Source organism: Butyricicoccus pullicaecorum DSM 23266, assembly GCF_900167005.1.
Lineage (GTDB): Bacteria > Bacillota > Clostridia > Oscillospirales > Butyricicoccaceae > Butyricicoccus > Butyricicoccus pullicaecorum.
Genome location: NZ_FUXW01000035.1, coordinates 1 through 2,370 on the forward strand (window position 1 = coordinate 1; position 2,370 = coordinate 2,370).

Below are 2,370 nucleotides of genomic sequence, written 5' to 3' on the forward strand. Positions count from 1 at the left end.
AGGTACTGTGGAAGTGTGTGTGGAAACCGAAGGCTGCACACTGGAGGCTAGCCATGAGGGTGAGTGCGTTGTAGTGGAGTCTGAGCCGGAAGAACCGGAAAGCATTCTGTGCACGGTGACCGAGGGCTGTACACTGGAAGATGGTCACGAGGGTGAGTGTGTAGTAGCAGAGTCTGAGCCGGAAGAACCGGAAAGCGCTCCGTGTAAGGTGACCGAGGGCTGTACACTGGAAGATGGTCACGAGGGCGATTGCGTTGTGGCTGGATCTGAAATCAAGCATGAGGTTAAGCAGCAAATAGAAACAATCGTCGAGGCTGAGAATACTCCGCTCCAGTTTTTGCAGATGAAGGGAGATATCTTTGTCAAGACAGAACAAGAGTTGCGTGATGCTATTAGTAATGCGAGTCAGGACTCACAAAATCCCACGATTATTTGGGTTGAAGACGATATTACGCTGACTCAGTCGTTAACAATCGAAAGTGATCGTTTCGTGGAATTAAATGGTAATGATTATAGTATTTCTCGAGATGATAGTTATACCACCGATGTAGCTACTTCGCTGCTTGTAGTTCAGGGATCTTTAATTACTCATGATGTGATTTTAGATGCTAAATGTAATGAGAATATAAATGGATTCCGCGTTGTACAGGTTGATGGCAACTTTACAATATATGATACGGTTATTCAAAATGGCTACTTGAATGGCGGAGGTGCAAATGTTTTAATCGCTTCTCCGGATGCTTGCTTTACCATGTATAGTGGACGAATTTGTAATGGCCATGGTGCAAATGGCGGAGGAGTATTTGTCTACGGCGGTGGCTTCGGTGGTACATTTTATATGTATGGCGGTGAAATCTCAAATAACACAGGAACGCACTATGGATCTGCGGTAGTTGTATATAATACGGAGTCAAAAGCATATCTATATGACGGAAAAATTATTGATAACGTAGCAGACCGCTCCGCAGAAGGAACAGATAGTAATTGGGGCGGAGCTATCTTCATCAATGGTAAAGATACCACGTATATAGGCGGAACGCTCGAAATGAGCGGAAATTATGCTCAATATGCTCCAAATGGCGAAAAAGAGATTAGTTACTTTGATATTTTCTGCACAGCTGGCGCAAGTGTAGGAACAAATTATCCGAATTTTACATCGGAATTGAAAAATCCATTCAAAATCAAATATGCCTTTTTTTATCAAAATGATTGCACAGCGGCAATCGGAGCAGAAGGCTACACTTTGACCACGGATGATTTAGATTTATTAGAATTAGTGGGTGTCGCGGGCCTTTTGTATTACGATGCTGACAAAGCTGAAATTAGAGGTACATCGCAGGTAGATGCCGTTACACTTAATGATAATTATAGCGATATCTCCCAAATCCTTTATGTACGCGAAAGTCAAGATATAATACTTCCGGAAGATCCTTTTACGCGCACTGGCTACAAATTCACAGGTTGGAATACGCAGCCGAACGGTGAAGGAGAGTCCTTTACCAATGGTGAAGAGTTAGACAATGCCCTTTTTAGTGATGGATTGACTCTCTATGCACAATGGGAAAAATGCGCACATGCTTCGGAAAACTATAAGTATACAGCAGAAGAAAATACGTTGACACAGATTTGTGAGGACTGTAATACAGCACTGGGTTCGATAGCAATTTTTGCACCGAGTGGTGATTTGACTTATGATGGACAAATGAAAAACGCTCTTGTAAAAACTGCTAGTTGGAAAGGTGATGTACCTTCGATTGTTTACACACAAGATGATGTAGAAGTGATGCCGATCAATGTAGGCGATTACACTGCAAGTATTACCGTGGAAGATGCGACAGCAAGCGTCGATTTCGCCATTAAAAAGGCAGAAACTAATCTTGCGATTACACCTTCCAGCGCTGAAATTTCCGGCGGTGGAAAGGTGATTTTGAGTATTGTCGGCATACCTGACGAAGGCAAAGTAACGGTCACCTGCGATAATGAGAACATCAAGGTAATAGACAACGACGATGGTATCTATTCTGTCACCCTTCCCAACGAAAAGGCTGAGTACATATTTACCGCAACATATGATGGTGACCAGAACCACAAAGCAGCAACGGATACCTGCACGGTATCTGTGACTCGTCACACCGGCAGCGGCGGTGCATCGCATCCGGAAGCAAGTGACGATTCTTCCTCTGATCGAAACGACCGTGACGACGACGATACGGAGAATATCGATGAGGAAGATGTTCCGCTGACCGAAGGTAAGGTAGCTGATTTTGATGACGTCCCGGCAGATGCGTGGTTTGCTGAGGCTGTTCAGTATGTATATGAGCATGATTTGATGACCGGTGTATCGGAAAATCTTTTTGCACCGAATGCGCA

At 44.0% G+C, this 2,370-nt stretch carries 1 protein-coding gene; it reads left to right on the plus strand.

Annotated elements, in window-relative coordinates; genetic code table 11:
• Positions 1–19 precede the first annotated feature (19 nt).
• On the plus strand, positions 20–2,370 hold a 2,351-nt coding region (locus B5D52_RS15815; RefSeq protein ID WP_200805619.1), incomplete at its 3' end, for an InlB B-repeat-containing protein.